We start from the raw sequence: 25,540 nt of genomic DNA on the forward strand, positions 1-25,540 counted from the left end.
CGTGCTGGGAGGCACCGACATGACACGGGAAAAGATTCATCTCTTCGATACGACCCTGCGTGACGGGCAGCAGACGCCCGGCATCGATTTCTCGGTCGAGGACAAGATCGCCATTTCCCGGCTGCTGGACCAGTTCGGCATCGACTATGTCGAGGGCGGATATCCCGGTGCCAATCCCACCGATACCGCCTTCTTCACTGAAAAACGCACCCGCAAGGCAAAGTTCGTTGCCTTCGGCATGACCAAGCGAGCGGGCATTTCGGCCGCCAACGATCCGGGTCTTGCGGCACTGCTGCAATCGAAGACCGATGCCATCTGTCTTGTCGCCAAGAGCTGGGACTATCACGTGCGCGTGGCGCTCGGCTGCACGAATGAAGAAAACCTCCAGTCTATCCGCGAGAGCGTCGAGGCCGTCACCGCCTCCGGTCGCGAGGCGCTGATCGACTGCGAGCACTTCTTCGACGGCTACAAGGCCAATCCGGGCTACGCTCTCGCCTGCGCCCGGACCGCCTTCGAGGCGGGCGCCCGCTGGGTCGTCCTCTGCGACACCAATGGCGGCAGCCAGCCGAACGAGGTGCGCGACATCGTCTCGGCCGTCATCGCCGCCGGAATCCCGGGCAGCGCGCTCGGCATCCACGCGCATGACGATACAGGACAGGCGATCGCCAATTCGCTGGCCGCCGTCGAAGCCGGTGTGCGGCAGATCCAGGGCACGCTGAACGGCATCGGCGAACGCTGCGGCAACGCCAACCTGGTGACGCTAATCCCGACGCTGGCGCTGAAGGAGACCTATTCGTCGCGGTTCGAAACGGCCATCGATGCCGAGCGGTTGACCGAGCTGACGCAGCTCAGCCACGCCTTTGACGAGCTGCTCAACCGCTCGCCCAATCATCAGAGCCCTTACGTCGGCGCGTCTGCCTTTGCGACCAAGGCCGGTATCCACGCCTCGGCGCTGCTCAAGGACCCGCGCACCTATGAGCACGTGGTGCCGGAGAGCGTCGGCAATTTCCGCAAGGTGATGGTGTCCGACCAGGGCGGCAAGGCGAACTTCCTCAACGCCCTGAAGCGGCGCGGCATTGAGGTGGCGAAGGACGATAGCCGGCTCGATACGCTGATCTCGATCGTCAAGCAGCGTGAAGCGCAGGGCTATGCGTACGAAGGCGCCGATGCGAGCTTCGAACTGCTGGCGCGCCGGACGCTGGGGACCATCCCGAGCTTCTTCGACATCGACGGTTTCCGGGTGATGGTGGAGCGCCGGTTCGACGCCAACGGCCAGATGAAGACCGTCTCGGAAGCGGTCGTGCGCCTCGTCATCGACGGCCAGCGGATCATGTCGGTGGCGGAAGGCGACGGGCCGGTCAACGCGCTCGACCTTGCGCTGCGCAAGGATCTCGGCAAGTTCAACCGCGAGATCGAAGACCTCGAACTGGTGGACTACAAGGTGCGCATCCTCAACGGCGGGACGGAGGCGATCACCCGCGTTCTGATCGAATCCATGGACGGCGACGGCACCCGCTGGTGGACCGTCGGCGTCTCGGAAAACATCATCGACGCCTCGTTCCAGGCGCTGATCGATTCGATCATCTACAAGCTGATGAAGAACCGTCACATGGCCGGACGGCTGGCGGCGGAGTGAACCGCACGGCGCGTCTAATCGACATGCAGACCTTCGACTGATCTCAGCCTGCACGGGCGGATCGGATGAACGATGTTGATGCAAGCACCAGACGAATGAATTGGCGCAAGCCTTCGTTCCGGCCTATGGAGGGCGCGAATCATCGAAAGGCGACCCCCATGGCGACAGACAGCGCTGCTTCCCCCGCGGTCCAGACGGCCGATCAACCGCGCGGCTTTGCCTATGCGCTGACCGTTTACTGCATGTGGGGCTTCCTGCCGCTCTACTTCAAGGCGCTGGCGCACATCTCGCCCTTCGAGGTGCTGGCGCACCGGGTCGTCTGGTCGGTGCCGATTGCCGCGCTGATCCTGCTGATCACCGGCCGGACCGGCGACCTCAAAACGGCGCTGCGCTCGCCGCGCACGCTGGTGATGGCGGCGGTGACAGCGACGCTGATCACCGTCAACTGGTGCACCTATGTCTATGCGGTCGGCTCCGGCCAGACGGTCGAGGGCGCCCTCGGCTACTTCATCAATCCGCTGTTCAGCATCATGCTCGGCGCGATGCTGCTCAACGAGCGGCTGGCGACCACCCAGAAAGTCGCCATCGCGCTGGCCTTCGTGGCGGTAGCGATCCTGACCTTCGAGGCCGGCCGCCTGCCGTGGATCTCGCTGACGCTGACCTTCAGCTGGGGCTTCTATGCGCTCCTGCGCAAGACGCTGCCCGTTGGACCGAACCAGGGCTTCTTCCTCGAAGTGGCGATCCTGTCGGTGCCGGCGGTGCCCTACATCCTGTATCTCGAAGCAACCGGCACCGGCCATCTTCTCAACGGCACCACGTCCGATGTCTGGCTGTTGGCAGCGGCGGGTATCACCACCGCCGTGCCGCTGATGATCTACGGCAATGCGGCCAAGCTCCTCCGGCTGTCGACGATCGGCATCATGCAGTACATCACCCCGAGCATCGTCTTCCTGATCGCTGTGTTCATCTTCCACGAGGCGATGAACCCGATCAAGCTTTCCGCCTTTGCGCTGATCTGGACGGCGCTTGCGCTCTACAGCTGGTCGATGCTGAAGAACTACCGGTCGCGCTGACGGGGTAAGAACAAGGACAAGACGGATGCAGATCAACGATATTCCCTTCGGCACCACCGACTGGAACCAGGTGGAACGGAGCGAACACCAGGGCGAGAGCGGCATCGCCGTCTGGCGGACGCAGCGTTTCGGCGACATTCGCGTGCGCATGGTCGAATATACGCCCGGCTATCTCGCCGACCACTGGTGCGAGAAGGGCCACATCCTGCTCTGCCTCGACGGCGAACTGACGACCGAGCTCGAAGACGGCCGCATCTTCGTGCTGAAGCCGGGCATGAGCTATCAGGTGGCCGACAAGGCCGAGCCCCACCGCTCCTCCACCAGCGTCGGCGCAAGACTGTTCATCGTCGACTGACGCCGGCCCGTAGACCGACGTCGAGGTTGGTTCCAGATTGCGGGGTCAGAGCTTGGCGATGACCGCCTCCTCGCCTTCCTCGGTCGGCGCATTGCCCCAGGCCTCAAGGATCGCCGGGACGATATCCTCGATCCGGTCGATGACCAGCGGCTGCACAAGCGCCGCGTTGTGGATGAACCCTTGGGCGCGCATGTGGTCGACGAGTTCCAGCATCGGATCCCAGAAGCCGCCGATATTGGCAAACACCATCGGCTTGCGATGCCGCCCGAGCTGCGCCCAGGTCATGATCTCGACGATCTCCTCCAGCGTGCCGATGCCGCCCGGCAGGGTGACGAAGGCATCCGAGCGCTCGAACATGGCGTGCTTCCGCTCGTGCATGTCCTTGGTGATGATGAGCTCGTTCAACTGGCTGAGCGAATGGCGGGTCGCCTCCATGTCGACAAGAAATTCCGGAATGATGCCGGTTACCTCACCGCCGCCCGACAGCACGCCCGAGGCCACGGCGCCCATGATGCCCTTGGTGCCACCGCCGTAAACGAGTCGCAGGCCATGGTCGGCGATTGATTTGCCGAGGGTCCGGCCGGCAGCCACATAGGCCGGGTCGCGGCCGGGCTGCGAGCCGCAGTAAGCACAGATGGATCGAATCGACACAAAATTCTCCGTCAGATGTCATGAAGGGCGCCGTTCATCATCGCCCGACCGGTAAAAGTGACGGGAAATCAAGCTTCGGGCAAGCGGAAACCCGCGGGCAAGCTTGTGAACGAGTGGTGAAAGCTGTAATTCCATTGTCATCGACGGAGTTCCGTCTGGAGAGGTCTGATGATCAAGAATCGTGCCGGCTGGCTCGCACTATCCGTACTCGCGATCGCAACGGTACTGATGGTTTTCTTCGTGATGCCGCGGCTGTCGAAGGATGAGCAGCCTGCAGGCCAGGCGCCGGTTGCGGCGGGTTCCGCCACCCCGGCACCGACAGAGAGCGCCGATGCGGTGCGTCAGGCCGCTCAACCCGCTGCGGGTCAAGCAGCGCCTGGAGAGGCCGCTCCGAAGACCGATAGCCAGACTGCCGCCGGCTCCGCCACGCTGCCCTCCCCCACGACACGAGGAACGGCCGTCGCGCCCGCCGCAGAAACGGCGAAGACGGCACTCGTGGTGCCGACCTTCGACGTGCTGCGCGTCGAGCCCGATGGGTCGGCGGTCATCGCCGGTCGGGCCGAACCCAAGGCCAAGCTCGAAGTGGCCGATCAGGCCCGCACGGTTGCCGCCAGCCACGTAGATACCGCCGGCGAGTTCGTCGCAATTCTTGACGCGCCGTTGCCGCCTGGTGACCATCAGCTGGTGCTGAAGGCGACGTCCGCGGACGGCCGCACCGTGATTTCTGAAGAGATCGCCACCGTTTCCGTGCCGATGACCAAGGATGGCGAGCTGCTCGCCATGGTCACCAAGCCGGGCACCGCAAGCCGCATCATCGCCATGCCGAGCGCCGGCGCGGGGGCCAAGACCGAACGCGTAGCGCTTGCCGGCAAGGATGCCGCAGCCGTGGCACCGCAGGTGCAAGATGCCGCGAAGCCCGGTCAGCCGGCGGCGCCTTCCGCAGGCGCTCCCTCCACGACCACCGCAACTGCTCCGGCGACCGAGACCGCGTCTGCACCGGCGGCGGCCAATACGGCTGGCACCGCCCCGCAGGCGGCACCGGCTGCCGGCGCGCCGGATCTTCAGGTGAGCGCCGTCGAGATCGAGGGGGACCGCATCTTCATCGCCGGCATCAGCCGCCCGGGCGCCAAGCTCCGCGGTTATGCGGACGGCACTGCCGTCGGCGAGGCGCAGGCTGGCACCGACGGCCACTTCGTCATCGAGGGTCGCCAGACGCTGCCTGTCGGACAGCACCGCATCGCCGTCGACCACATCGGCCCTGCCGGCGAGGTCATGCTGCGCGTCGAGGTTCCGTTCGACCGACCGGCCGGCGAACAGGTGGCGGCTGTGGCGACCCCGCAGGCCGGCACCGCCGGACTGGCACCGATCGACCAGGGCGCCTTCGACCGTCTGCGCACCGACGTCTCGCGCGCCTTCCAGCTGTTGAGCAACCTCTACGCCGATGGCGCAACGCCGTCCGCCGAACAGGTGGCGGCAGCCCGCTCGGCAACCGCCATTGCGCTTCGCTCGCTCACCGAATACCGGCTTGCCGCCGGTGCCGAACAGAATGCCGGTCTGATCGTCGAACGGACGGCGAAGGACGCCGCTGCGGCACTGGCCGCGCTCGAGGCTCTGCCGAGCGACGTGGCGGGCCTCGGCGCAGGTCTGCCGTCGGTTCGCGACATGATCGCCAAGACGATCGGCCCCATTTTGCCGGACGGTGCGGTAGCACCGCTGCCCGAGACGCTCGCGGCTGCACAGGCGGTCGATCCGGCTGCCGGTTCGACGACGGGCCAGCCGGCGGCAGACGGTGCCGCCACTGCACCAAAGACCATCGCCCAGGCGCCGCTGACGCAGAGCGAGGCCGCATCGGTGATCATCCGCCGCGGCGATACGCTCTGGCAGATCTCGCGGCGCATCTATGGCCAGGGCGTCCGCTACACGACGATCTACATCGCCAACCAGGATCAGATCAACAATCCCAACCTGATCGAACCGGGTCAGATCTTTGGCTTGCCGAAAGATGCGATGCCGAACGGCGAAGCCGAGCAGATGCATCGGCGGCTCAACAAGAGCTGACGGTCAGCCCTCATATTCATCCCTGTGGAAGGGCGTCGTTTGCGGCGCCCTTTTGCTTTTTCCGATGACCCGGACACTTAGACCGGCCTTTCATTTGCAAAGCGGCGCCGACCGGCCTATGTGCTCAGGGCTTCCGGAGACCCATCATGGCAGACAGCAAGAAGACGGTTTCGGCGGATTCCAGCAATCCGCTGGCAACGATGGTGAACCTTTGGCCCTACATGTGGCCGAGCAACCGCCGCGACCTCAAGGCCCGGGTCGTCTGGGCCACCTTCTTCCTGTTCGTTGCCAAGCTGGTGCTGATCGGCGTTCCCTACTTCTTCAAGTGGGCAACCGATGCGCTGAACGGCCGGCTGGACATGGTGGGGCTGCTGCCAGCCTTCCTGCTCGGCGCCGTGGCACTGGTCATCGCCTACAACCTGACGCGCATCATCCAGCTCGGCCTCAACCAGCTGCGCGACGCGCTGTTTGCCTCGGTCGGCCAGCATGCGGTGCGCCAGCTCGCCTATCGCACCTTCGTCCACATGCACCGGCTATCGCTGCGTTTCCACCTGGAGCGCAAGACCGGCGGCCTGTCGCGGATCATCGAGCGCGGCACCAAGGGCATCGAGACGATCGTCCGCTTCACCATCCTCAACTCGGTGCCGACGCTCGTCGAGTTCCTGCTGACGGCGATCATCTTCTGGTACTCCTACGGCTTCACCTATGTGGCGATCACCGCGGTCACCGTCTGGGCCTATATCTGGTTCACCATCCGCGCCAGCGACTGGCGCATCGGCATCCGCCGTTCGATGAATGCCAGCGACACGGACGCCAACACCAAGGCGATCGACTCGCTGCTTAACTTCGAAACGGTCAAGTATTTCGGCAACGAGGACATGGAGGCGACGCGCTTCGACACCTCCATGGCGCGCTATGAGAAGTCGGCGACGCAGGTATGGACCTCGCTCGGCTGGCTGAACTTCGGCCAGGGCCTGATCTTCGGTCTCGGCACCACGGTGATGATGGTGATGTCGGCGCTGGCGGTACAGCGCGGCGAGCAGACGATCGGCGATTTCGTCTTCGTCAACGCCCTGCTGATCCAGCTTTCCGTGCCGCTCAACTTCATCGGCTTCGTCTACCGCGAAATCCGCCAGGGCCTGACGGACATCGAGCAGATGTTCGAGCTGCTGGAGGTCGAAGCCGAAGTGGTGGACAGGCCGGGCGCCGCGCCGCTATCGATCGACCGCGGCAGCATCTCGTTCAGGGACGTGCATTTCGCCTATGACCCGGAGCGGCCGATCCTGAAGGGCATCTCCTTCGAAGTGCCGGCCGGCAAGACGGTGGCAATCGTCGGCCCGTCGGGGGCCGGAAAGTCCACCATTTCCCGCCTGCTCTACCGCTTCTACGATGTACAAAGTGGCTCGGTCGCAATCGACGGACAGGATGTTCGCGACGTCACCCAGAAGAGCCTGCGCGCGGTGATCGGCATGGTGCCGCAGGATACCGTCCTGTTCAACGACACGATCGCCTACAACATCCGCTACGGCCGGCTTTCGGCGACCGAGGACGAGATGCTGGCGGCGGCCGACGTGGCGCAAATCGGCCACTTCATCACCAGCCTGCCGGACGGCTTCGAGACCATGGTCGGCGAGCGCGGCCTGAAGCTGTCTGGCGGCGAAAAGCAGCGCGTGGCAATCGCCCGCACCATCCTGAAGGCGCCGCCGATCCTCATTCTCGACGAGGCGACCTCGGCGCTCGACACGACCACCGAGCAGGAAATACAGGCGGCGCTCGACGTGGTGTCGAAAAACCGTACGACGCTGGTCATCGCTCACCGGTTGTCGACGGTCATCAATGCCGACGAAATCATCGTGCTGCGCGACGGCCAGATCGCCGAGCGCGGGACCCATATGGGACTGCTCGAGAGCAATGGGCTTTATGCCTCCATGTGGAACCGCCAGCGCGAAGCGACGCAGGCGGAGGAACATCTGCGCCAGGTCCGCGAGAGCGACGACATGGGCGTCGTGGTGCGCAAGACGCCGGCAAATTGAGGCATCTGGGCCACTCCGGCGGTGCTCGAGAGAGCGCCTGCCGCTGCGTTTCTCTTCATCTCCTCAGCCGACATCACCGGCACCGGGCGTTACCTGCTGCAATCTGCTGCCAATATTTACCGCTCAAGCGTGCTTGTGTACGAAGACGTGAGCACAGACGCGTTATCTCGGCGGTGGCATGGTGGCAGCACGATACGAAGTGGCGGTTGTTGGCCTCGGCGCCATGGGGGCGGCCACCCTCTATCAGCTTGCAAAGCGAGGCGTGACGGCGGTCGGCATCGACCGACTGGCGCCGCCGCACGATCAAGGGTCCAGCCACGGGGACACGCGGATAACGCGCCGAGCAGTGGGTGAAGGCGACGCCTATATCCCGCTTGTCGCCAATTCGCACCGGATCTGGCGCGAGATCGAGGGCGAGCTTGGCGTGTCGCTGTTCGAACAGTGCGGGCTCCTGGTCATGACGTCGAGTGAGACGCCGACGTCACATCACGGAATGGCCGACTTCACGCAGAACACGATCCGGCTGGCAAAGCGTTACGGGATCGAGCATGAGGTGCTTGATGCCAAGCAGATACGCCATCGTTTCCCGCAGTTCAGCCCGGTCATCGACAGCGCCATCGGCTATTTCGAGCCGGGCGGCGGCTATGTCAGGCCAGAACGGTGCATCGATGCGCAGCTGACGCTGGCCAAGCGCTATGGGGCCGAGATCATCACCAATCGGACCGTCACCGGTCTGCGTTCGGTGAACGGGGCGGCCGTGGTGTCGATGGATGGTGGCGAGATCGTTGCCGACAAGGTGATCGTCTGCGCCGGCATGTGGTCAGCGGAACTGCTTGGCGCGCCCTTCGATCGGTTGCTCAAGGTGTGCCGACAGAACCTCTACTGGTTCAAGCTCGCCGAGCCTTCCATCTTCCCGGATCCATCGCCCGCCTTCATCCTGTCGCATGGCCCGACGGATCAGGACATATGCTACGGCTTCCCGCCGCTTGCCGGAGAGGGCAGCATGAAGATCGCCACCGAGCAGTTCCGCGTGCCGACGACGCCGGAAGAGCTTTGGCGGCATGTCGAACCCCATGAGTGCCGCACGATGTTCGACACGCAAGTGGCCGGGAAGATCTCCGGGGTGCTGCCTGAAGCCGTCAAGACGAGCGTCTGCACCTACACGCTGACGCCCGACTTCGGGTTCATCATCGACCGGCATCCGATGATCGACAATGTCGTGGTTGTCAGCGCGTGTTCGGGCCACGGCTTCAAGCACTCGGCGGGTATCGGTGAAGCGCTCGCGCAGCAACACGTTGACGGTACAAGCCAGACCGACCTCAGTGCCTTCTCCCTGAGCCGCTTTTCGGCCGAGAGCCGCTGACGCCACTGCCAGGCAAGCGGCTGCGCGTAAGGGTGATCTCGATGTTCATGTCACGACGCTGGACGGCCGCTGATCGCTGCGCGTGACCGATGCGGCCGCTGGCGTTCCAGAGAGGAGCCCCGCGCGGTCATGGTCGCATTCCTGTGCCCGCAGTCTTTTGCCAACAACTGCTGACGCCTTCGCAGCAGCCAGCCAGAACTCTGTTACCCTTCGCCACTCCGGCGGAACCGGATTGCCCCCAATTCTGTTTGCCTGTAGTCAGCTAGGAACAAGATCCCTGGCTGGACAATCTGGAGAAACACTCGTTGGTCAATCTTTTCGACACCATCCGCAACACGCTCGTGCCGATCCACAAGGAAGGCTACATCTTCGTCATCGCCTTCTTCGTGGCGTCGCTGGTCCTCGGCCTGATCGCCCAGCCGCTGTTCTGGATCGGCCTGGTGCTGACGCTGTGGTGCGCCTACTTCTTCCGCGATCCGGAACGCGTCATCCCGCAAGACGACGACATCATCATCAGCCCCGCCGACGGGCGCGTGTCTGCCGTACAGGTCGTCGTGCCGCCGGTGGAACTCGATCTTGGATCGGCGCCGATGTTGCGGATCTCGGTGTTCATGAATGTCTTCGACTGCCACATCAACCGGGCACCGGCACGCGGTCGCGTCTCGCAGATCGTCTACCGTCCGGGCCAGTTCATCAATGCCGAGCTGGACAAGGCCAGCGTCGACAACGAGCGTAACGGCCTGGTGATCGAGACAAAGCACGGCAAGCTCGGCGTCGTCCAGATCGCCGGGCTGATCGCACGGCGCATCCTCTGCTTCGTGCACGAGAACGAGCCCGTCGATGCCGGCGAGCGTTTCGGCCTGATCCGCTTCGGTTCGCGCCTCGACATCTACGTGCCGGAAGGCGGCCAGCCGCGCGTTTCGCTCGGCCAGCGCACCATCGGCGGCGAGACGGTGATTGCCGAATTCGCTTCGCTGAAGGGCCCGACCATCAGCCGCCGCAACTGACACAGCCCATCCTGGAGAACGCCATGCAGCCGAACGAGATCCCCGAGACCCGTGACGACGACGCCGCGCGTGGGCCACGCTTCCGGGAGATCCCGCTTCGGCTGATGGTGCCCAACCTGATCACCGTGCTTGCCATCTGCGCCGGACTGACGGGCATCCGCCTCGCCTTCGAGAACCGCTTTGAACTGGCGGTCGCCATGGTGCTGCTGGCAGCCTTCCTCGACGGCATTGACGGTCGGGTGGCGCGCGCCCTCAAGGCAACCTCGAATTTCGGTGTCCAGATGGATTCGCTTGCCGACATCATCAATTTCGGCGTCGCCCCTGCCCTGGTGCTCTACGTCTTCGTCCTCGATCAGGTCGGCTCGATCGGCTGGATCGCCGCGCTGATCTATGCGATCGCCGCCGGTCTGCGGCTGGCGCGGTTCAACGTCATGGCCGAACGCCAGTTCAAGGCCAAATGGCAGTCGGAGTTCTTCGTCGGCGTGCCGGCACCAATGGGCGCGCTGCTGGTTCTTCTGCCGGTCTATCTCGGATTTCTCGGTGTCGAGCAAAGCCGGCCGATGGCCTTCATCGCCACCGCCTATACGGTGCTGATGGCCTATCTGCTGGTCAGCCGCCTGCCCGTCTGGTCGGGCAAATCGGAAACCCGCGTCCGACGCGACCTGATGCTGCCGGTGCTGCTCGGCGTCGTCATCTATGTGGCGCTGCTGATGAGCTATACCTGGGAAGTGCTGTCGGTAACGGCGATCGCCTACCTCTGCATCCTGCCGTTCAGCGCCCGCGCCTGGAAGCGCCGCTACGGCACGCTGACCATCGAAGATGATCACGCCAATATTTGATGCGGCGCAGCAAAGGTTAACGGAAGCTTAACAACGCAGCGCAGCATTCTTCGGCGCCGCAGCAAAACTGCGTTGTTTCGACAACAGTTTTCGACCATCGGCATCTACAAACAGACTAAAATGCCGCGAACTTCTTGCTCGACAAATTTCCGCCCGGTTTTCTGACGAAACGCGCAGTCCCAACATTGATTCCGAGTGAATCGCGCCTCGAGGAAAAGACCATGAGCCAGGACAAGACCACTGCTTCGCACGCCAAGAACGACCTGCACGCGCCGCTGCGCCCGCTCGGTCTGAAGGCTGTTGCCGCTGCCGCCATGATGCTGCAGCGTAAGAGCATGAAGCCGGCTTCCTGAGCCTTCCCTGACCTTGGCGGCAGCAGATCAGAACAGCGAAAGTTGGTTCTGCTGCCCGCGCGGTTCTGATCGCCCCGGCCGCAGCTTCGGCTCGACCGGCTGTTGCAGTTCCTGTCCCATGTTGGCGACCTTGTTGACGAGGTCGGACACCGGGATCATCTCGAAGAGATCATCATCCGCCGGCTTCATCAGGTCGGCGATGTTACGCGGCTCCTGCGTCTTGCAGTCCAGCCAGCGCTCGAAGTCATGCGGATCGACCACCACCGGCATGCGATCGTGAATGGTGCCGATCGTGCGGTTGGCGCGGGTCGTCAGGATGGCCGCCGTATCCACCTCGGAACCGTCGGCAGACGACCACGTCTCCATCAGCCCGGCAAAGGCGATGATGCCGCCGCGCTTCGGGCGGATCCAGTAGGCCTGCGACGGGCCGCCCTCCTCCTTCGACGGCCGATGCCATTCGTAGAAACCCGATGCCGGAACCAGCACGCGTCTGTGGCGCATGGCGGCGCGGAAGGATGCCTTGCCGATCGCCGTCTCTGCCCGCGCGTTGATGAGCAGCGGAAACTCCTTCGGATCCTTCACCCATCCTGGCAGAAAGCCCCAGCGGGCAAGCACCGCCTGGCGGGCCGGCAGGTTGCTTCCCGGTAGAGGCTTCTCGCCGGCGACGATGAGCAGCACCGGTTGCGTCGGCGCAATGTTGAACCGCTTGGGGAAATCATCGATCGACACGACGCTCAGGAATTCGAGGATCTCCTCGGGCGTCGCGGTCAGGGAGTAGCGTCCACACATGCCGATGTGATCGCATCGCCGGGCGTAAGGGTCAAGCGCCGGCCCGGGGGCCGAACAGGATGACCCCGCAGCCGGCAAGGCACAGCGCACCGCCGGCAAGATCGAACCGGTCCGGCATGCGGCCCTCGACCGTGAACAGCCAGAGGAGCGAGGCTGCGACATAGATGCCGCCATAGGCGGCGAAGGTACGACCCGCGGCGGCGCTGTCGACGAGCGCAAGCAAAAGCGCAAAGACGATCAGGGATCCGGTGCCCGGCAGCAGCCACCAGGCCGACTTGTCCAGCCTCCACCACGCCCAGAAGGCGAAGCAGCCGCCGATTTCGGCAAGCGCGGCGGCGATGAACAGCAGAGAGGTCTTCATCCTTCGTTCGTGGCAGAGGCGAACCGCTTGCGCAAGATGGCTGCCCTTGCCAGTGTGCGTCCATGACCTCGCACCTGCCCGGACAACCCACATCATCCACCGCCGCCCGCAGCCGGCCGCATCCCGCCTCCTCGGCGATCCTCGAGAGGGACGGCCGCTACCTGCTGATCCGTCGGCGCAATCCGCCATCGGCCGACATGTTCGCCTTTCCCGGCGGCCGCGGCGAACCCGGCGAGACGCCCGCCGAAACGGCGGTGCGCGAGTTTTACGAAGAGACGGGGATCCAGGCGTTCGATCCGCAGCTGTTCGCCACCTATGATCTGGAACAACGAGATGACGAGGGCCGCATGGTGAGCCACTTCTTCCTCTCCGTTTTCACCGTCACTGCCGATGCCGCGACGCAGGCGATTGCCGCCGACGATGCCGCCGATGCCGGCTGGTTCACGGTCGACGAGATCCGCGCGCTGCCGGTGCCGTCCAGCGTCCTGGAATGTGCCGAGAGACTGGCGGCAGAACGGGAAGCAGGCTAAAGCTTCCGCGCCTGCCGTTGGCTCAGACGATGGCGGACCACCTCCATTTGCCAAGCCCGATGGTGTCGATGCTTCAAAGTCCTGTCCGTCTCCTCGTCGTCTTCTGCCTTGCGCTGGCAAGCCTTGCCACGCCGGCAGTCGCCCAGAAGAAGGGACAGGAGCCAGTGCCGCCTGTTGCCCCGGCACCGCCGGCCGAAGAGAAGCCCGCCCCATACGACACCCAGTTGATGCGGCTTGCGGAGGTGCTCGGCTCCGTGCACTACCTGCGCACCCTGTGCGGTGCCGATTCGGCCGACTGGCGTTCCTCGATGCAGACGCTTCTGGATGCCGAGACGCTGAACGAGCCGAAACGCCGGGAACGGCTGACGGCATCGTTCAACCGCGGCTACCGGGCTTTCGCCGCAGTGCACACCACATGCACCACGGCGGCCCGGGTGGCGGAGGAACGCTACCGTAACGAAGGTGCAACACTGGCCGGTGAAATTGCCGCCCGCTATGGAAATTAGACCTTTATTAACCTCTTTCACGCCGCGCACGTGTCGTTTTGATAAAAGGCTGCTAGTGTTGTTAACGTGCCGGTAAGATAGCCAACCGTTGCAAGAGGAATTGAAATGCAGACTGCGCGCAACGACATCGACGACATGATTGTGCACGAGAAGATGCAGGCGGCGCTCGAATATCAGAACGAAGCCTGGGCTGACGGACGTGCCGACGGCATCGAAGCCGAGATCATCGCTGACGCCGCTATCGCGCTGGCGATGCGTGAAACCATCCGCCTTCATGGCGAAGACGGCGCCGAAGCCATGCTTGAATCTCTGCGTGCCCGCATGCTGGCAGGCGAGTTTTCCCCCGAGCGCATCGTCCAGTAAGAGCCGAGGCCTTCCCATGATGGCGAATGCGCCGACGTCGATTCGCAGCTTTGTTCGCCATGGACTGGTCGCCTGCGGTCTTGCTTTCACGACGCTTACGGCTACAGGAAGCCTTCCGGCACTGGCGCTGTCGGGCACCACGGCGCAGTCGGCGGAGCCCGCGCCACAAACCACTCCTCCGGCGACCGGCTTGCCGCTTCCCGATCCGATGGTGAAGCAGAGCCAGGCACCCGCCACCACGCCATCCGCGGGCGAGGCTCCGGCTGCCGGAGCGCCTGCAGCAGCCACACCGAAGATCGACATCCTGCACGACCTGAGCAAGCTGCCGGACGCGGTGCAGAAGACCCGCCAGGCGCTGGCCGAAGCGGCTGCCTCTGGCGACATCGAGCGGCTTCGTCCGCTGATGAGTTTCGATGCCGACGTGATGCAGCAGTTGCAGGCGGACGGTGGCGATCCGGTCGAGGCGTTCAAGAGCCTTTCGGGCGATCCGGACGGCCTCGAAATCCTGGCGATCATCCTCGATGTGCTGCAGACGGGCGCCGCGCATGTGGGCGTCGGCACGGCCGACGAGATGTATGTCTGGCCCTATTTCGTCGGCAAGCCGGTCACTGGCTTGAGCGCTCCGGAACGTGTCGAGCTTCTGCGTCTCATCACCGCCGGCGATCTGGTGGCGATGGAAGAGACCAACAACTATAATTTCTACCGTCTCGGCATCACTCCCGACGGCCGCTGGCGGCTGTTTGCCGGCGGCGACTGACATCGCCCGCCCGGTGCTTGCCTTGGCCGGCGCCGGCGCCTATGTCTGGATCAGAACCGGACGTTGACCCCATGCCATCCGCCTATCTTCCCGACCGCAGCCTGATCCTGATTGCCGGCGCCGAAGCGCAGAGCTTCCTGCAGGGCATCCTCACCACCGACGTCGATGCGCTGGTGCCCGGCGAGAGCCGTCCGGGCGCGCTGTTGACGCCGCAGGGCAAGATCCTCTTCGACTTCAACCTCTGGCGCGACGGCGAAGGTTTCCAGCTGGAATGCGACGCCGAGCACCGCGATGCGCTGATCCGCCGCCTCACCATGTACAAGCTGCGCGCCGCGGTGACGCTTGCGCCGGGCGACACCGGCCTGACGGTGATCTGGGGCGACGGGGCCAAGGAAGCCGAGGGCATCATCGACGGCGCCTTCGACAAGGCCGGCATCCTTCTCAGGCGCCAGCCCGGCAATCTCGCATCTTCCGATGGCAGCCAAGCCTACGACGCCATGCGGATCGAGGCGGGCCTTGCGCTTTCGGGCCGCGACTTCGCGCTTCAGGACGCGTTTCCCCACGATGTTCTGCTGGATCTCGACGGTGGGCTGTCCTTCCGCAAGGGCTGCTATGTCGGCCAGGAGGTCGTATCGCGCATGCAGCATCGTGGCACCGCGCGTCGCCGCGTGGCGCAGGTGACGGGTGGGACCGATCTGCCGGCTTCCGGCACCGAGCTCATGGCCGGCGGCAAGCCGGTCGGCACGCTCGGCACGGTGGTCGGTTCCCGCGGGCTTGCCATCGTCCGCACCGACCGCGTCGGTGCCGCCATGGCCGCCAACCTGCCGATCCTGGCTGGCGAGACGCCGGTGACGCTGGCACTGCCGCAGTGGTCGGGTCTCACGTTTCCGATCGAGGCGAGCGAGGCCGAGCAGTGACCAACCCTGCTTCGGCCCGCGCATGGCAGCGGATGCTTTCCGGCCGGCGGCTCGATCTGCTCGACCCCTCGCCGCTCGACGTCGAGATCTCCGACATTGCCCACGGGCTGGCGCGCGTCGCCCGCTGGAACGGCCAGACGCGCGGTGATCATGCGTTTTCCGTCGCCCAGCATAGCCTGGTGGTGGAGGAAATCTTCCGGCTTTCGGTGCCCGGCGCTACGGCCGGCGAGCTGCTGATGACGCTGCTGCACGATGCGCCCGAATACGTCATCGGCGACATGATCTCGCCGTTCAAGGCTGTCGTCGGCGGTGGCTACAAGGGTGTCGAGAAGCGGCTGGAAGCGGCAGTTCACCTGCGCTTCGGTCTTCCGCCGCATCCGACCAAGGAGTTGAAGGCACGCATCAAGAAGGCCGATACGGTTGCCGCCTTCTTCGAGGCAACCGAACTTGCCGGCTTCACCGCCGCCGAGGCCCGCAAGTTCTTCGGCCTGCCGCGCAACATTACCCGCGACATGCTGCCGTTGCAGCCGATGGCGGCCGTCGAGGCGCAGCAGCGGTTTCTCGACCGCTTCCAGACGCTGGAAGAAGCGCGCCGCGTGGAAGGTCTGCGATGACCGGCATCGTCGTCTGCCCGCTTGCCAGCATCGCCGAACTGGCCGTTCGCCACCGGGCCCGCGAGATGGTGAGCCTGGTGGCCGCCAACCAGGATTTCCACCGCCCAGGCGTCATCCGCGCCGAGCGACATCTGAAGCTTGCGATGAACGATATTGTGTTCGCCGGCACCGGCGATCTGGTGGCCCCGAGCGAAGGCCATGTCGACGACCTGATCGCCTTTGCCCGTGGCTGGGACCGGACGGCCCCCATCGTCATCCACTGCTGGATGGGAGTTTCGCGGTCGCCGGCCGCAGCGGTGATCGCGGCACTTGCCGTCGACCCGGACCAGGATGACTTCGCGCTTGCCCGGCGGCTGCGGCAGGTCGCGCCACACGCAACGCCGAATAGCCGGCTGATCGACATCGGCGACCGCGCCCTGAAGCGCGACGGACGGCTGGTGGCTGCGATCAAGGCCATCGGCCGCGGCAGTGAGACAGACGGCCGGGCGTCATTCTTCCTGCCGCTTTCCGGCTAGGTCACCCTGCAGATCGGACGATGCGAAGGACGAGCTGGGCTAGCCGTGCATCGCCGCGCCCTTGGTGATCTTGTCGACGATCTTCCTGTCGGCCCGCAGGGCAATGCCGACGAAGTTCGCATCGTCCGGCTTGGAGCGAGCGAAAACCTCGCGGTTGGCGGCGTCATGGCCGGTCGCGAACATCTCCTCAACATAGGCGGAGGTGATCACCTGCCGCTCCAGCGCCCGCTTCTGGATCGTCCGCAAGGTTTCCTGATCCGCGACGAGGACCACCATTGGCTGGATGGTCATTGGGTTGTAGACATTGCCGGCCGCATCCCGGTACGCTTCGCCGATGATATCCGGCGCCTGACCGACGATGCCGCTCGTCAGGAAGGCCGTGACGTTGAGCTTCTGCCAGGCGGCAAGATCGTCGCGGACAACAATTGCAATCTTGGTCTGGAACATGCGGGACAACTCCGTTCAAGGCATCGAGAGAGGCGAACTCCTAGCGCCCGATCCGCATCGCGGTCTTGAACGTTCGTGCACGGACGGCAAGGGCGACGGCATGCGGATATCGAACTCGGCGCGCGGCATCGAACGCATCGAGGCCCGCTTTCACGGCAACGGTTTTTCGCCCCACCGCCATGACACCTACGCGCTCGGGCTGACGCTGCACGGCATCCAGACGTTCCACTATCGCGGAACCTCGCACTTCAGCCGCCCCGGCAACGTCATCATCCTGCATCCGGACGAGGTGCATGACGGGGCAGCCGGGACAGATCTCGGGCTGATCTACCGGATGATCTACCTGCCGCCCCAACTGCTCGCCGCCGTCGGCGACTACCGCCATGCATTGCCCTTTGCTCCTGATCCCGTGACGGCCGATGCGACACTGTGGCAGGCGCTGGCGGAGGTTCTCGACGATCTCGACCACGAGCCGAGCGAACTGCTGCTCGACGACGTGGTCTTACGCATTTCCGATGCGCTCAACCGACACGCCGGCGGACCAAACGCCGCGGTGGCGACGCCGGCGCGGGTTGCCGTCATGCGGACGGTCGACTTCTTGGAAAGCCATTACAACGACAGTATCGGATCGGAGGACCTGGAGGCGGTGAGCGGGCTGAGCCGCTTCGAGCTTGCCCGGCAGTTCCGCCGGCTGATGGGCACGAGCCCGCACCGATACATGGTCCTGCGCCGGCTGGACCAGGCAAAGCAGTTGCTGACGGACGGGGTCGGCCTTGCAGATGCGGCAGCCGCCGCCGGCTTTGCGGACCAGCCGCACTTCACCCGCCATTTCCGCAAGACCTTCGGCATGACGCCCGGCCGATGGCTGGCGCTGAGGAGCGGCGGCAAATGAGCCGCTACTGCAGCATCTCGATTCGGGTCTGCCTCAAGATGAAGCGGACCGGCCTATTCCGCCTCAAATCCCCTTGACCGCTCTCGCTGCCGCGCCAGTTAGCCTTCTCAACCGGACAGGACCAAGGAGAGATTGGCAGTATGGATGAAGCATCCCAGTTCGTGATCGCCACGCGCGCGGCGCTGACGCAGCTTTCGGCGCTTGCCGTACAGTATTCGTTCTCCGTGGTCGGCGCGATCATCCTGCTCTGCCTCGGCTGGCTGGCATCGGGCATGATCAGCCGCTGGGCCCGAGAGGGACTTGGCCGGATCCACGGCATCGATGCGACGCTGGCGCAGTTCTTCTCCAACGTCATCCGCTACGCCATCCTGGTGCTGGTCATCGTCATGGTGCTCGGACAGTTCGGAGTGCAGACCGCGTCGGTGCTCGCAGCGCTTGGCGCCATCGGTCTGGCTGTCGGTCTGGCGCTGCAGGGCACGCTGCAGAACATCGCCGCCGGCATCATGCTGCTCGTTCTTCGGCCGTTTCGCGTCGGTGAGACGATCGAGACCAACAACGTCAGCGGAACCGTCGTCGATGTCGGGCTTTTCGCGACCGAGCTGAAGACCGCCGATGGCGTGTACCGGCTGGCGCCGAACCAGACGCTTTGGAACGTGCCGATCACCAATTACAGCCGCCACGACAGCCGCCGCAACGAGATCACCGTCACGACCGACAGCAAGATCGGCATCGAGAAGGCGCAGGAACTTTTGCTGGCCATCGCGGCCGCCGACCAGCGGGTCCTGCAGTCGCCCGCACCGACGACGTATGTGGCCGAGTTCGGCGATTCGTCGGCGAAGGTGACGCTGCGCTACTGGGCGAGAAGCCGCGAATGGGGACCGGTGCGGCGCGACCTTGCGAAGGCGGTCAAGCTGCAGTTCGACCGGCAGCGCACCGAGGCTGACGCCGCCAAGGTCGCGGACTAATCGGCTGCCGGTTCGCCGGCTGATCAGTTGGCCATCGTCGAGCGGTGCGCCCAGCCGGTCATCCGCCGCTCGATCCACGCCATCAGCGCGTACATGGCGATGCCCTCTACCGCCAGCATCAGCAGGCCGGCGAATACCAGCGGCACGTTGAACTGGCTTTGCGCCGAGCTCATCATGTTGCCGAGGCCATAGTTGGAGGCGACGGTTTCCGAGACGACAGAGCCGACGAAGGCGAGCGTGATGGCGATCTTCAGGGAGCCGAAGAAATACGGCATCGAGCGCGGGATGCCGACCTTCAGCATGATGTCCATCTTGCGTGCCCCCAGCGCCCGCAGCACGTCTTCCGTCTCCGGCTCGATGGTGGCAAGCCCGGTGGCGACATTGACGACGATCGGGAAGAACGAGATCAGGAACGCGGTCAGCACGGCCGGCACCGTGCCTATGCCGAACCAGATGACAAGGATGGGCACCAGCGCCACCTTGGGGATGGCATTGAAGCCGATCATCAGCGGATAGAGCCCTGCATAGATCGTCTTCGACCAGCCGATGAACAGGCCAATCCCGAGGCCGGCGACCACAGCGATCGCAAAGCCGACGGTGGTGGTGTAGAGCGTCTGCAGCGAGTTCTTCCAGATCGGTGACCAGTACTGAACGATCGCCTGGAATACCCGGGTCGGTGACGGCAGGATCGTCGCCGGCATGTCGAGCACCAGCACCAGCACCTCCCAGGCAGCGAACAAAGCGAGCGTGTAGAGCCAGGGCGCCGCGCGGACCCAGTTGATCCGGGATGCCGGCGGCTTCGCCTGCACGATTTTCGCGGGGGCGGCGGTGTCGATCACGGTGCTCATGCGGCTACCCTCGCTTTGGCGATTTCCCCGTGCAGGTCGTGCACCATGTCGTTGAAGGCCGGCTGGTACATGATCTCCAGGTCTCGCGGCCGGGCGAAGGGCACGGCGTGCTCCCTCAGGATGCGGCCGGGCCGTGCCGTCATGACGAAGATCTTGTCGGCGAGGAAAACCGCTTCGCGCAGATCATGGGTGACCAGCACGATGGTGACACCCTGCGCGGCGTGCAGATCGCGGATGACGCACCACAGTTCTTCGCGGGTGAAGGCATCCAGCGCACCGAAGGGCTCGTCGAGCATCAGCAGGTCGGGCTCGTGGATCAGCGCCCGGCAGAGATTGGCGCGCTGCTGCATGCCGCCCGACAACTGCCAGGGAAATTTCGAACCGAAACCCTTGAGGCCGACCGTTTCCAGCAGATGCTCGGCCTTTTCCACATATTCCCGCTTGTTGGCCCGCAGCCGGTGGCGATGCCTCTCGACGATCTCCAGCGGCAGGAGAATGTTCTCGAGCGTCGTGCGCCACGGCAGCATGGTCGGGTTCTGGAAGGCCATGCCGACGATCGAAACCGGTTTGGTGACCTGCTCGCCGGCGACGATGACGACACCGGCCTGTGGGATATGCAGCCCAGTCACCAGCTTCATCAGCGTCGACTTTCCACAACCGGACGGGCCGACAACGGCTGCGAACTCGCCTTTGTCGACGCGCATGGTGAGACCGGAGACGGCAAGCGTGCCGTCGGTACCGCCGTAGCGCATGTCGACATTATCGATGGAAACGAGGTGGGACATCAGTTCTCCGTCCAGTCTCATGCAGGCCCAAAGACCCCCTCTGGCCTGCCGGCCATCTCCCCCACAAGGGGGAGAAGACCCGGGGCACCCGCCTGACCTTCTCCGCGCAGTTCGCGCTCGATATGCGTAAGCCCGTGCGGCAGGTTAAGCCCCTCCCCCTTGTGGGGAGGGGTTTGGGGCGGGGTGTTAAGTTTCAAGGCAGCATGCGCTCGGCTTTCGCCGGCAGGTAGCTGGCGTCGAAGACGTCCTGCGCCTTAACATTGCCCTTCAGGCCCATCGAGACCTTGAGCGTTTCGATCGAAGCGCCGAGGCGGGCCATGTCGACACCGCCAAAGCCGTTGTCGACGACATAGGGCGTCTTGATGTTCATGGAATTTGCCATGTTGAGGCGCTCGAGCTCGATCGCGCTATCGAGCGTTTCGTTGCGCTTGAGGACGGCTTCCACGCCCTCTTCCGGGTTGGCAATCGCGTCGGCAAAACCCTTGGCGAGCGCCTTGACGAAGCCCTTCACCGCCTCCGGATTCTTCGCCGCAAAATCCTCGTTCACCAGAACGGCGTTGCCGTAGAGATTGAGGCCGTGCTCGGCCATCAGGATCGTGGCGATATCCTCGTCCTTGATGCCCTGCTTCTTCAGGTTGAGAATGACCGAGAAGGCAAAGCCGAAGACGGCATCGACATCACCCTTGGCCAGCATCGGCTCGCGCACCGGAAAGCCGATGGATTCGATGGTGATCTTGCTGTCGTCGATCTTGGCAACCTGCTTGAAGGCCTTCCACTGGGCAAAGGCGCCATCCGGCGGCGGTGCGCCAAGCTTCTTGCCCTCCAGCGACTTGGGATCTTCGGTGATGCCGAGCGACTTGCGGCCGACGACCGCGAAGGTCGGGCGCTCGTAGATCATCATGACCGACTTGACCTTCTGGCTCGGATCCTCGTCGAGGAACTTGATCACCGAGTTGATGTCGCCGAACCCCATCTGGTAGGCGCCGGTCGCGACGCGCGGGATCGCCTCGACAGAACCGTTGCCGCTGTCGATCGTGACGTCGAGGCCCTCTGCCTTGAAGTAGCCCTTGTCGAGCGCCAGCAGGAAGCCGGCGGCAGGACCTTCGAACTTCCAGTCGAGGGTGAATTTGACCGCCGTATCGGCAAAGGCCGGTGCGGAAAGACCGGTTGATATCACAAGCGCGGCTACGGCCGGCAGCTTGCTGAAGAGGCGGCGAGTGAACATGGTGTCGAATTCCCCCTTGGAACGTGCTGAACTGTCGCTATCAAAATCGATTCCTCACCCGCGACGCAACATCAAAATGCCCATTATCTAATCATTTTGACGTTACGTCCACTTAATGGGCAAATGCACTTCAGGAGGCTGGCAAGTGCAAAGAATTTGAACAGCAGCGGTTGTGAGGCCTGATCTGGAACAGCGGCTTTTCTTTCGCAGCCGCAGGGCGATATAAGCGGACTGCTGAACCATGGCGGGGCCTAGATGCTGGAACTCCTTCTTCTCGTTTTGCTTTTCGCGCTGCTGATCTGGCATCGCCGTCTGTCGCAGAGGTTGCGGACGCTGGAGACACAGGTGGCCGCGCTGACGACCGCCGTCGCCTCCGGTTCCATCGCAAGACCGTCCATCGATGAGACAGCGGACGGTTCGGCGACGCTGGCGACAACCGACGCAGCATCCGCGGACATGGTGGAGGCACCCGCCGATATCGAGGCGGCGCGCGAGAGAGTGCCGGATGAGGTTGACGAGGCCCCGGCGGCCGCAACCGCGCCCGCACCACCGCGTCAGAGCTTCGAGAGCCGGTTCGGCGCACGCTGGCCGGTCTGGGTCGGCGGATTGGCGCTGGCGCTCGGCGGCATCTTCCTGGTCCGCTACTCGATCGACAGCGGGTTACTCGGTCCGGCGGCGCGCCTCAGTCTTGCCGCTGTGTTCGGCTTGCTGCTGGCGGCAACCGGTGAGTTCATGCGACGCGGTGGCGGGCTGCCGCGCCTGCCATCGGCCTATTCGCACGCGATGATCCCAGGCGTGCTGACGGCAGCGGCGAGCGTGACGCTGCTGGCGACCATCTATACCGCCTATGCGGTCTACGGCTTCCTCGGATCGGCGCCGACCTTCGCGCTGCTGGCGATCGTTTCTCTGACGACGCTTCTCCTGTCGCTGTTGCATGGACAGGCGCTTGCAGGGCTCGGTCTCGCCGCCTCGCTCGTGACGCCGGCACTGGTCGCGTCTTCTTCTCCTAACATCAGCTTCCTGTTCGGCTTCCTGTCGCTTGTCTGGCTTGCCGCCGATGCGGCGGCACGCATTCGCCGCTGGCGGCTGCTTCCAGTGCTCGCCAACCTGGGACTGGCGCTCTGGGTCCTGGTCTATGCCGTGAACGCGGAAATCCTCGATCCCGTGCCCGCAGGCTGGGCGCTTCTGGTAATGGTGGCCGGCACCGCGTTCATATGGCCTGGACGCCTGTTCGAAATACCGACGGAAGAGCCCGAGGCAGACGGCGGGATCTGGCGGCGGACGCGGCGGCTCATCGGCCGGCGTCCGCGGTCGATCATGCTGTCGGTATCGCTCTCGGTCTTCCTGCCGTTGCTGATGCTGATGGCCGTGGATGCCCCGTCCGTCACACATCCGGTACTGATCCTGGTGGCGGTGGCGGGCGCACTGGCCGGCCTCGGCGCCGGTCGCCGCGCCGGCTTGCTGCCGGCGACCTTTGCGGCGCTGTCCGGCCTCTGCGGCGTGTCGCTGATCGCGATCAAGGATCTCTCGACCTCGATTGCCGATCCCTCGGCCGCTGCCGTCACCGGCTGGCTTGCCGCCATCGGTCCCGAAACCCTCGGCGGCCTGGCGCTCGGGGCGATCTTCACCCTCTGCGGTGTCAGCGTCGCGCGCCGGCGTAGCGCCAGCGATCCGGATTTTGCTGCATTCTGGGCGATCCTTGCTGCAGCGATGCCGGTGACACTGGCGACCATCACCCACCTCAACTACGGGACGCTGGGCGGCGACTGGCTGCACGGGATCTATGGGCTCGCGATCGGCCTCGCCCTGCTGCTGACCGCCGAGCGCATCTCGACACGGTCCCCAAGCGCTGCCACGGCGAGCACGCCGCGCGACCTGCTGGTGCTCGGCGCCTTCGCGGCCTTCGTCTTTGCCCTGCACACGGTGACTCACGCGTTGACGACGACGATCGGGACCGCCCTTATTGGCTTTGCCTTCGTTGCGGCGACGACCGTGCGGCCATGGCGCGGCCTGCCCTGGGCGATGGTCGCAGCCGCGATCGTCGTCGGCCTGCGGATTGCCTGGGAACCGACGATCGTCGGGCCGGATCTTCTGGGCAAGACGCCGGTGTTCAACGCCCTCATCGCCGGCTACGGCATTCCGGCGCTGCTGCTGACGCTGTCGGCCTTCTGGCTGCGCGCCTGGCCAGGACGCCGGGTGCTCAATGCCCTGCAGGGGCTCGCAGCGCTCGGCTGCCTGATGACGGTCGCAATCCTCGTTCGCCACGCCATGAACGGCGGCCTGCTCGACGAGCGGGTGCCGACGCTTGCCGAACAGTCGATCTACACGCTGCTGCTGATCGGGCTTTCCGGCATCCTCATGACGCTCGACCTGAAGAGCCCCAGCCGCGCCTTCCGCTACGGCTCGATGCTCGCCGGCATCATCGCGACGCTCAATGTTCTCAGCCTGCATCTCATCGGGCTCAACCCCTATGCGACCGGCGAAGACATCGGCAGATGGCCGCTCATCAACCTGCTGCTGCCGGGCTACCTGATGCCGGCCCTCGCCTATGCCGGTCTCGCCCTATACGCGCGCGGCAAGCGGCCGATGCCCTATGTCGTCATGCTGGCGCTGGCAGGCGCGGTGCTCGGCTTCGCCTGGGCGACGCTTTCCGTCCGCTGGTTCTGGCAGGGATCGGAGATCAGCGCCTGGAAGGGCTTCCTGCCGGGCGAGACCTACACCTATTCGGTGGTCTGGCTGGCGATCGGCGTCGGCCTGCTTGCGCTCGGCTCCCGACTCGATGCACGCAGCCTGCGTCTCGTTTCGGCGGGACTGGTGCTCGTCTCCGTGCTGAAGGTGTTTCTCGTCGACATGTCGAACCTCGAGGGCATCCTGCGGGCGATCTCGTTCATGGGGCTCGGCGTCGTGCTGATCGGCATCGGCCTCTTCTACCAGCGCATCCTGGCCCGCTCGGCAGAGACGGCCAAACCGACAGCCCCCGGAGATCCCTCGTGACCGACACCTCCACCGCCGCTGCCGCCTTTGCGCCGTTCGAGGACCTGGCCGCTGCCCTCCTGCCGCATGCCGAGGATGCCGGCGACGGTGCCCACGACGTGGCGCATCTGCTGCGGGTATTCCACAATGCCATGCGACTTCAGGCAACGGAGGGTGGCGACGCGCAACTGCTGGCGGCCGCAGTGCTGCTCCACGATTGCGTCTCGGTGGAGAAGAATTCGCCGCACCGGGCAGAGGCCTCGCGGCTCGCCGCCGACAAGGCCACGGCAATCCTTGCCGATCTCGGCTGGCAGCCGGAGCGCATCGATGCCGTGGCGCACGCCATTCACGCCCACAGCTATTCGGCCAATGTCGAGCCGGTGACGCTCGAAGCGCGCATCCTGCAGGACGCCGACCGGCTGGATTCGCTCGGCATGATCGGCGTGGCGCGCACCTTCTACATTGCCGGCCGGATGGGCTCAAAGCTCTACCACGCAGCCGACCCGCAGGGCACGGATCGGCCGCTGGACGATCGAACCTACGGCCTCGACCACTTCGAAACGAAACTGATGAAGCTGTCGCAGGGCTTCAAGACCGACAGCGGAAAGGCTATGGCAGCCGAGCGGCACCGGCGCCTCGTGCAGTTCCGCGACCTGTTCCTCGACGAGATCTGAAGGATCCGCCC

27 protein-coding genes are annotated in these 25,540 nt (G+C 64.7%); 20 read left to right on the top strand and 7 right to left on the bottom strand.

The window, feature by feature from the left end:
- Positions 1-19 precede the first annotated feature (19 nt).
- The 3 genes from cimA (at position 20) to AAIH46_RS08160 (ending at position 3,064) form a co-directional block, all read left to right on the top strand.
- Positions 20-1,636 carry a citramalate synthase gene (gene cimA, locus AAIH46_RS08150; protein WP_430305335.1) on the top strand — a complete coding sequence of 539 codons (1,617 nt, stop codon included), beginning with the start codon at positions 20-22 and terminating at the stop codon, positions 1,634-1,636.
- Positions 1,637-1,794: 158 nt separating this feature from the next.
- Complete coding sequence (gene rarD / locus AAIH46_RS08155; protein WP_430305337.1) at positions 1,795-2,709, top strand: EamA family transporter RarD; 915 nt, start codon at positions 1,795-1,797, stop codon at positions 2,707-2,709.
- Between the two features lie 25 nt (positions 2,710-2,734).
- Positions 2,735-3,064, top strand: coding sequence for a DHCW motif cupin fold protein (locus AAIH46_RS08160; protein WP_430305339.1), 330 nt, complete (start codon positions 2,735-2,737; stop codon positions 3,062-3,064).
- A 45-nt stretch (positions 3,065-3,109) separates the two neighbouring features.
- On the opposite strand, the gene AAIH46_RS08165 is transcribed toward AAIH46_RS08160, so the two are convergent.
- The gene (locus tag AAIH46_RS08165; RefSeq protein ID WP_430306519.1) at positions 3,110-3,730 is read right to left on the bottom strand and encodes a TIGR00730 family Rossman fold protein; all 621 of its coding nucleotides are present in this window, start codon (positions 3,728-3,730) and stop codon (positions 3,110-3,112) included.
- 153 nt (positions 3,731-3,883) lie between these two features.
- Between AAIH46_RS08165 and AAIH46_RS08170 the strand changes: the two genes are divergently transcribed.
- From AAIH46_RS08170 to AAIH46_RS08195, 6 genes are all read left to right on the top strand, one after another.
- On the top strand, positions 3,884-5,773 hold the full coding sequence (locus AAIH46_RS08170) for a LysM peptidoglycan-binding domain-containing protein (protein ID WP_430305341.1): 1,890 nt from the start codon (positions 3,884-3,886) through the stop codon (positions 5,771-5,773).
- A 146-nt stretch (positions 5,774-5,919) separates the two neighbouring features.
- Positions 5,920-7,806 (top strand): ABCB family ABC transporter ATP-binding protein/permease, encoded by a 1,887-nt coding sequence (locus AAIH46_RS08175; protein WP_430305343.1) that lies wholly within the window; start codon positions 5,920-5,922, stop codon positions 7,804-7,806.
- 178 nt (positions 7,807-7,984) lie between these two features.
- Positions 7,985-9,169, top strand: coding sequence for an N-methyl-L-tryptophan oxidase (gene solA / locus AAIH46_RS08180; RefSeq protein WP_430305345.1), 1,185 nt, complete (start codon positions 7,985-7,987; stop codon positions 9,167-9,169).
- Between the two features lie 305 nt (positions 9,170-9,474).
- Positions 9,475-10,176, top strand: coding sequence for a phosphatidylserine decarboxylase (locus AAIH46_RS08185; protein WP_430305347.1), 702 nt, complete (start codon positions 9,475-9,477; stop codon positions 10,174-10,176).
- 23 nt (positions 10,177-10,199) lie between these two features.
- Positions 10,200-11,015: a CDP-diacylglycerol--serine O-phosphatidyltransferase gene (gene pssA, locus AAIH46_RS08190; RefSeq protein WP_430305349.1), complete on the top strand. Its 816-nt coding sequence runs from the start codon at positions 10,200-10,202 to the stop codon at positions 11,013-11,015.
- A gap of 221 nt (positions 11,016-11,236) precedes the next feature.
- Positions 11,237-11,368, top strand: coding sequence for a hypothetical protein (locus AAIH46_RS08195; RefSeq protein ID WP_430305351.1), 132 nt, complete (start codon positions 11,237-11,239; stop codon positions 11,366-11,368).
- Positions 11,369-11,395: 27 nt separating this feature from the next.
- Here AAIH46_RS08195 and AAIH46_RS08200 read toward each other — a convergent pair whose 3' ends face one another.
- Together AAIH46_RS08200 and AAIH46_RS08205 are read right to left on the bottom strand one after the other, a co-directional pair.
- Positions 11,396-12,157 carry an SOS response-associated peptidase gene (locus AAIH46_RS08200; RefSeq protein WP_430305353.1) on the bottom strand — a complete coding sequence of 254 codons (762 nt, stop codon included), beginning with the start codon at positions 12,155-12,157 and terminating at the stop codon, positions 11,396-11,398.
- A gap of 31 nt (positions 12,158-12,188) precedes the next feature.
- Positions 12,189-12,518: a YnfA family protein gene (locus AAIH46_RS08205; protein ID WP_430305355.1), complete on the bottom strand. Its 330-nt coding sequence runs from the start codon at positions 12,516-12,518 to the stop codon at positions 12,189-12,191.
- Between the two features lie 62 nt (positions 12,519-12,580).
- On the opposite strand from AAIH46_RS08205, the gene AAIH46_RS08210 reads away from it, so the two are divergent.
- The 7 genes from AAIH46_RS08210 to AAIH46_RS08240 all read left to right on the top strand — a co-directional run bounded on the left by AAIH46_RS08210 (position 12,581) and on the right by AAIH46_RS08240 (position 16,720).
- Positions 12,581-13,048: an NUDIX hydrolase gene (locus AAIH46_RS08210; protein WP_430305357.1), complete on the top strand. Its 468-nt coding sequence runs from the start codon at positions 12,581-12,583 to the stop codon at positions 13,046-13,048.
- 68 nt (positions 13,049-13,116) lie between these two features.
- On the top strand, positions 13,117-13,554 hold the full coding sequence (locus AAIH46_RS08215; protein WP_430305360.1) for a TIGR02301 family protein: 438 nt from the start codon (positions 13,117-13,119) through the stop codon (positions 13,552-13,554).
- Between the two features lie 105 nt (positions 13,555-13,659).
- Positions 13,660-13,917 (top strand): hypothetical protein, encoded by a 258-nt coding sequence (locus tag AAIH46_RS08220; protein ID WP_430305362.1) that lies wholly within the window; start codon positions 13,660-13,662, stop codon positions 13,915-13,917.
- Positions 13,918-13,933: 16 nt separating this feature from the next.
- The gene (locus AAIH46_RS08225) at positions 13,934-14,674 is read left to right on the top strand and encodes a hypothetical protein (RefSeq protein ID WP_430305363.1); all 741 of its coding nucleotides are present in this window, start codon (positions 13,934-13,936) and stop codon (positions 14,672-14,674) included.
- A gap of 71 nt (positions 14,675-14,745) precedes the next feature.
- Positions 14,746-15,591, top strand: a complete 846-nt coding sequence (locus AAIH46_RS08230; protein ID WP_430305364.1) for a YgfZ/GcvT domain-containing protein — start codon at positions 14,746-14,748, stop codon at positions 15,589-15,591.
- Positions 15,588-16,205 (top strand): hydrolase, encoded by a 618-nt coding sequence (locus AAIH46_RS08235; RefSeq protein ID WP_430305365.1) that lies wholly within the window; start codon positions 15,588-15,590, stop codon positions 16,203-16,205. Before AAIH46_RS08230 ends, AAIH46_RS08235 begins: the two co-directional genes overlap by 4 nt.
- Positions 16,202-16,720: a tyrosine phosphatase family protein gene (locus AAIH46_RS08240; protein WP_430305366.1), complete on the top strand. Its 519-nt coding sequence runs from the start codon at positions 16,202-16,204 to the stop codon at positions 16,718-16,720. The genes AAIH46_RS08235 and AAIH46_RS08240 overlap by 4 nt, the downstream gene beginning before the upstream one ends.
- A gap of 39 nt (positions 16,721-16,759) precedes the next feature.
- On the opposite strand, the gene AAIH46_RS08245 is transcribed toward AAIH46_RS08240, so the two are convergent.
- A complete protein-coding gene (locus AAIH46_RS08245; RefSeq protein ID WP_430305367.1) occupies positions 16,760-17,167 on the bottom strand; it encodes a DUF2000 family protein in 408 nt (135 codons plus the stop codon).
- On the opposite strand from AAIH46_RS08245, the gene AAIH46_RS08250 reads away from it, so the two are divergent.
- Entirely contained in the window at positions 17,166-18,059 is an 894-nt protein-coding gene (locus AAIH46_RS08250; protein ID WP_430305368.1) for an AraC family transcriptional regulator, read from the top strand. The two genes, AAIH46_RS08245 and AAIH46_RS08250, sit on opposite strands and share 2 nt — an antisense overlap.
- A gap of 140 nt (positions 18,060-18,199) precedes the next feature.
- Positions 18,200-19,024 carry a mechanosensitive ion channel family protein gene (locus AAIH46_RS08255; RefSeq protein ID WP_430305369.1) on the top strand — a complete coding sequence of 275 codons (825 nt, stop codon included), beginning with the start codon at positions 18,200-18,202 and terminating at the stop codon, positions 19,022-19,024.
- 23 nt (positions 19,025-19,047) lie between these two features.
- On the opposite strand, the gene AAIH46_RS08260 is transcribed toward AAIH46_RS08255, so the two are convergent.
- The 3 genes from AAIH46_RS08260 to AAIH46_RS08270 all read right to left on the bottom strand — a co-directional run bounded on the left by AAIH46_RS08260 (position 19,048) and on the right by AAIH46_RS08270 (position 21,882).
- Positions 19,048-19,872, bottom strand: coding sequence for an ABC transporter permease (locus AAIH46_RS08260; protein WP_430305370.1), 825 nt, complete (start codon positions 19,870-19,872; stop codon positions 19,048-19,050).
- Complete coding sequence (locus tag AAIH46_RS08265; protein WP_430305371.1) at positions 19,869-20,657, bottom strand: ABC transporter ATP-binding protein; 789 nt, start codon at positions 20,655-20,657, stop codon at positions 19,869-19,871. Before AAIH46_RS08265 ends, AAIH46_RS08260 begins: the two co-directional genes overlap by 4 nt.
- A gap of 193 nt (positions 20,658-20,850) precedes the next feature.
- Positions 20,851-21,882, bottom strand: coding sequence for an ABC transporter substrate-binding protein (locus AAIH46_RS08270; RefSeq protein WP_430305372.1), 1,032 nt, complete (start codon positions 21,880-21,882; stop codon positions 20,851-20,853).
- A gap of 255 nt (positions 21,883-22,137) precedes the next feature.
- Between AAIH46_RS08270 and AAIH46_RS08275 the strand changes: the two genes are divergently transcribed.
- Both AAIH46_RS08275 and AAIH46_RS08280 read left to right on the top strand, forming a co-directional pair.
- The gene (locus AAIH46_RS08275; protein ID WP_430305373.1) at positions 22,138-24,876 is read left to right on the top strand and encodes a DUF2339 domain-containing protein; all 2,739 of its coding nucleotides are present in this window, start codon (positions 22,138-22,140) and stop codon (positions 24,874-24,876) included.
- Positions 24,873-25,529, top strand: a complete 657-nt coding sequence (locus tag AAIH46_RS08280) for an HD domain-containing protein (RefSeq protein ID WP_430305374.1) — start codon at positions 24,873-24,875, stop codon at positions 25,527-25,529. The genes AAIH46_RS08275 and AAIH46_RS08280 overlap by 4 nt, the downstream gene beginning before the upstream one ends.
- Positions 25,530-25,540: the final 11 nt, after the last annotated feature.

The organism is Rhizobium sp. 0TCS1.26 (assembly GCF_050455525.1).
Lineage (GTDB): Bacteria > Pseudomonadota > Alphaproteobacteria > Rhizobiales > Rhizobiaceae > Neorhizobium.

Coding starts and splice junctions, on each gene's coding strand:
- cimA (WP_430305335.1), top strand. CDS start 20: ATGACACGGGAAAAGATTCATCTCTTCGATACGACCCTGCGTGACGGG.
- rarD (WP_430305337.1), top strand. CDS start 1,795: ATGGCGACAGACAGCGCTGCTTCCCCCGCGGTCCAGACGGCCGATCAA.
- AAIH46_RS08160 (WP_430305339.1), top strand. CDS start 2,735: ATGCAGATCAACGATATTCCCTTCGGCACCACCGACTGGAACCAGGTG.
- AAIH46_RS08170 (WP_430305341.1), top strand. CDS start 3,884: ATGATCAAGAATCGTGCCGGCTGGCTCGCACTATCCGTACTCGCGATC.
- AAIH46_RS08175 (WP_430305343.1), top strand. CDS start 5,920: ATGGCAGACAGCAAGAAGACGGTTTCGGCGGATTCCAGCAATCCGCTG.
- solA (WP_430305345.1), top strand. CDS start 7,985: ATGGTGGCAGCACGATACGAAGTGGCGGTTGTTGGCCTCGGCGCCATG.
- pssA (WP_430305349.1), top strand. CDS start 10,200: ATGCAGCCGAACGAGATCCCCGAGACCCGTGACGACGACGCCGCGCGT.
- AAIH46_RS08195 (WP_430305351.1), top strand. CDS start 11,237: ATGAGCCAGGACAAGACCACTGCTTCGCACGCCAAGAACGACCTGCAC.
- AAIH46_RS08200 (WP_430305353.1), bottom strand. CDS start 12,157: ATGTGTGGACGCTACTCCCTGACCGCGACGCCCGAGGAGATCCTCGAA.
- AAIH46_RS08205 (WP_430305355.1), bottom strand. CDS start 12,518: ATGAAGACCTCTCTGCTGTTCATCGCCGCCGCGCTTGCCGAAATCGGC.
- AAIH46_RS08210 (WP_430305357.1), top strand. CDS start 12,581: ATGACCTCGCACCTGCCCGGACAACCCACATCATCCACCGCCGCCCGC.
- AAIH46_RS08215 (WP_430305360.1), top strand. CDS start 13,117: ATGCTTCAAAGTCCTGTCCGTCTCCTCGTCGTCTTCTGCCTTGCGCTG.
- AAIH46_RS08220 (WP_430305362.1), top strand. CDS start 13,660: ATGCAGACTGCGCGCAACGACATCGACGACATGATTGTGCACGAGAAG.
- AAIH46_RS08225 (WP_430305363.1), top strand. CDS start 13,934: ATGATGGCGAATGCGCCGACGTCGATTCGCAGCTTTGTTCGCCATGGA.
- AAIH46_RS08230 (WP_430305364.1), top strand. CDS start 14,746: ATGCCATCCGCCTATCTTCCCGACCGCAGCCTGATCCTGATTGCCGGC.
- AAIH46_RS08240 (WP_430305366.1), top strand. CDS start 16,202: ATGACCGGCATCGTCGTCTGCCCGCTTGCCAGCATCGCCGAACTGGCC.
- AAIH46_RS08250 (WP_430305368.1), top strand. CDS start 17,166: ATGCGGGACAACTCCGTTCAAGGCATCGAGAGAGGCGAACTCCTAGCG.
- AAIH46_RS08245 (WP_430305367.1), bottom strand. CDS start 17,167: ATGTTCCAGACCAAGATTGCAATTGTTGTCCGCGACGATCTTGCCGCC.
- AAIH46_RS08255 (WP_430305369.1), top strand. CDS start 18,200: ATGGATGAAGCATCCCAGTTCGTGATCGCCACGCGCGCGGCGCTGACG.
- AAIH46_RS08260 (WP_430305370.1), bottom strand. CDS start 19,872: ATGAGCACCGTGATCGACACCGCCGCCCCCGCGAAAATCGTGCAGGCG.
- AAIH46_RS08265 (WP_430305371.1), bottom strand. CDS start 20,657: ATGTCCCACCTCGTTTCCATCGATAATGTCGACATGCGCTACGGCGGT.
- AAIH46_RS08270 (WP_430305372.1), bottom strand. CDS start 21,882: ATGTTCACTCGCCGCCTCTTCAGCAAGCTGCCGGCCGTAGCCGCGCTT.
- AAIH46_RS08275 (WP_430305373.1), top strand. CDS start 22,138: ATGCTGGAACTCCTTCTTCTCGTTTTGCTTTTCGCGCTGCTGATCTGG.